Here is a 2,156-nt window from a genome sequence, read left to right on the forward strand (position 1 = left end):
GTCCCCTTAACGCGAACCTTCGTATCCTTCGGCACCTCCGGAGTCCCCTTTTGGGTGGACACGTCAAAGTAGTCATATCCGGCCGTCTCCCACTCACCCGCCGCATTCTTAATCACCTGACGGTGACCCACGTTGTACACGGTGCCCCAATCAAACGGTTTCACCTCGTTAACGTAACCCTCGAACTCAATCTGCACAGCCATTCCTAATCTCCTTCTACAATGTGACGACTGTTCACACAGTCACTATGACCACACAACCTGCGGCCCGGCCTAAACACTTCACCATCTTCAGTTATCGGTGTCACCTGGTCTACATCAAACCTTCCATGCCACGGGTGACATTTGTCCCCACCAATGTCCACGGTTTGGATTTCTTTTGCACGACATGACGGGCAATAGTTTTCCGGCTTCCGTTGAGTGGCCACTTCCCACTCGAACCCACACCTTGCACAATTAATGACCGCCACCCGAATAATCGTAGCCGAAAATTAGAAAAGCGCGCCATCTTCCCGATTTTCAACAGCCCATTTCAACCGGCCCTCAATAATCGGCAGGTAATCTTCGGTCAGCTCTGCCCCAACAAACTCGAACCTGTCAAGTAGTGCCGCCTTGCCCGTAGACCCTGAACCGGTGAACGGATCCAACACAACCCCGCCCTCCGGTGTGACCAACTTGATTAGGTAACGCATGAGCGCTGTCGGCTTCACCGTCGGGTGGAAGTTCTTGGTAACCGTTTGCCGAGTGACGATGCTGTTCTTGTCCCTTTGACCGTCTGCGCCCCTGTCGGAAAGGTTGCGCTCTCCCAGGTCCTCTAACCCTTCGTTCCGGTCACGCTTGGAAGCCTTAGCCACATAAAAAAACCGTGAAGCCCCACCACTGTCACCGTGACCTTGAAAGTTGCCGGCGCGTTTGCCATACCCTTCCTCGCCGTGCCCAAACTTTCCAATTTGACCGCCCTGCGTGATTGCACCGGTTGGTGACTTGCTGACTCCTGATTGTTCGTCCAGTAGCCCAGCCGTCACCTCATCAAGAATCACATTCGCAGGCCAACGACCCTGACCAGTGGGAGTTGTTGTGCCCTTCATTAAGGCACCAGAGCGACCACTGGCATCAAAGGCATTGACCGCAGTATTTGTGCCTGGAATAAAATCGGAATCCTTCGTTCCGCCAGTCGCGCCGATCCTGCTGCCGTCAATGTTCAACCCACCCACACCCCAAGCAAGCACATTATTAGCCACAGTCCCCTCGACCGGCTTCCTACCAACCACAACAGGTTCAAACGCCGGCTTTAGTGCAGTACCCCACCCAGACCACTTTTCAGCTTCGGGGGTTACTGGGTCGGACGTCATTAGCGGATTTCCACTTATTCTCTTCAGCTGTCCGATTTGTCCGTTTTGAGTTAAGTTCCCACCTGGGCCATTCGGGTATCTATCAGACCATTTTTCGTTGACCCTGAGCTCTCTTTCTGCCCCTGCCGCTTTGTCAATCGCTTTTGACACATCCAACGACTTAGGAAACCCACTGCCGTACATCCAGGCAATGTTGTCGCGGATTTCAAACCCCGCATCCTCCACAGCCACCGCTAACCTGTGCCACGTCCTCGTGCCTCCGAAGGCGAGAATATGCCCGCCAGGCTTCAAAACCCGCAAGCATTCTTCCCACACCGTCACATCGTAAGCAATCCCAGAGCTGTCCCACTTCTTACCCATGAACCCGAGCTCGTAGGGCGGATCAGTCACAACCGAATCCACACTGTTATCCGGGAGCGTTTTCAACACTTCACGACAATCACCCAAAAAGACACGCGCATTCTCAACCACAACAGACGGTTCCATCACACCGGCTCCATATTCTCAACAAGCGACTCCGGATCATAAACATGCTGCTTAGCCCACTCATGCAACCGATCACCGTAAAGATGACCAGCCTCACTCACAAGCAAACCAATACACACCTGGCACTGCATAATCTCTAACCCGTGAGCCAAACACCTCGGCTGCGGTTCCGACTCGCTCATCGACTAATCCCCTTCACTCTGTCTTCCTCCGACCACTGCAGGCAATCGTATTTTTCGCACGCAAAATGTTCCCCGATGTTATGCAGGTCTCTAATCCACTGTTTCGGTCCTGGTGTGGCCGCTTCACGGCGCAACAC

At 53.6% G+C, this 2,156-nt stretch carries 2 protein-coding genes; both read right to left on the minus strand.

The window, feature by feature from the left end:
* A partial coding sequence (locus RI518_RS07765; RefSeq protein ID WP_310689808.1) for a hypothetical protein occupies positions 1 to 203 on the minus strand: 203 nt, incomplete at its 3' end.
* A 287-nt stretch (positions 204 to 490) separates the two neighbouring features.
* Positions 491 to 1,837, minus strand: a complete 1,347-nt coding sequence (locus RI518_RS07770) for a DNA methyltransferase (protein ID WP_310689809.1) — start codon at positions 1,835 to 1,837, stop codon at positions 491 to 493.
* Between the last annotated feature and the right edge of the window lie 319 nt (positions 1,838 to 2,156).

This window comes from Pontimonas sp. (genome assembly GCF_031581085.1).
Classification (GTDB): domain Bacteria; phylum Actinomycetota; class Actinomycetes; order Actinomycetales; family Microbacteriaceae; genus Pontimonas.